Raw genomic sequence first — 1,126 nt, 5'->3', positions numbered from 1 at the left:
GCGGAGCGCAAGTTCGACGTCTCGATCGACCTCTTCGAGCAGCTCCCCGCACCGTACGGGCTGGTGCGCTACGGCGTCGCGCCCGACCACCCGCGCATCAAGGTTGAGCAGCACGACATCCGCCGCCAGCGCCAACGGTGAGTCGGGGGCGCTGGTGACCGCCACTGCGAGGGCGCCGGCATCGCGGGCGACCTCGAGCGCGCGCAGAGTCTCGGCCGTCTCGCCGCCGTGGGAGAACGCGATCGCCACATCGTCCGCAGTGCGCAGCGAGGCCGTGGTGACCGCGAGGTGCGGGTCCGACGAGTGCGAGACCGAGCAGCCGATGCGCGACAGCTTCAGCAGCAAATCCTGAGCCGTCAGTGACGACGCCGCCTGTCCGAAGAGATCGATGTGACGGGCGTCGACCACCGCACGCGCGACCCTGTCGAGGGCGACCGCATCGAGGGCGAGCGCCGTCTTCTCGATCGCGTCGATCTCCTGCGCGGCGAGCTTGGCGGCGATCGCCGTCGGACCGTCGTCGGGGTCGATCGCCGTGGTGTCGAGACCGAACCGGGCCTGCTGCGCCTGTTCCAGCGTGACCGCACGTGCCACAGCCACCCGCAGCTCGCGGTATCCGCTGTACCCGAGTGACTGGGCATAGCGGGCGACCGTCGAGAGCGAGGTGTGGCAGCGCTGGGCGAGATCGTTGATGGCCAGATCCACGACGAGTGTCGGGTCTCCCAGGATCGTCTCCGCGACGCGCGCCTCGGCAGCGCTCACCTTGGGGAGCGAGCGTCGCACCCGAGCGAGAACGTCATCGTCCATGAGGGATCCCTGTCTCAGCCGGCGCTGGTCATCCTCTGCTGCACAGTGAAGCACCCCAGGAGAGCTTCACGCGCCGTCTGCGCACCGAGCCTACTGGCTGCGGCGACCTCCACGGTCGGCAGCGGCAACGGACTCACGGTGGGAAGACCCACGTTGACGACGACGGCGCGGGGATCACGCACAGCAGCGCGTTCGACGAGCGCACGCTGCGCGGCATCCGTGTCGGGCCGATCGATCAGGAGCACGGTGGTCCCTGCCGCCGCGGTGACCTCGTCGAGCACACGATCCTGTTCGCACTCCGGTGCGGATGCCACGTCGAGGC

At 69.6% G+C, this 1,126-nt stretch carries 2 pseudogenes; both read right to left on the bottom strand.

The features are described from left to right. Nucleotides 1–120: 120 nt before the first annotated feature. Nucleotides 121–804, bottom strand: a pseudogene (locus KZA10_RS15785) (MurR/RpiR family transcriptional regulator); the annotation flags it as partial. A 14-nt stretch (nucleotides 805–818) separates the two neighbouring features. Beyond that, a pseudogene (locus KZA10_RS15780) lies at nucleotides 819–1,126 on the bottom strand (glycoside hydrolase family 3 protein); the annotation flags it as partial.

The sequence above is a fragment of the Microbacterium sp. BF1 genome, assembly GCF_019279095.1.
Lineage (GTDB): Bacteria > Actinomycetota > Actinomycetes > Actinomycetales > Microbacteriaceae > Microbacterium > Microbacterium maritypicum.
Note: the sequence above shows the minus strand (reverse complement) of the source record. Positions and strands in the feature narration are given on the sequence as shown.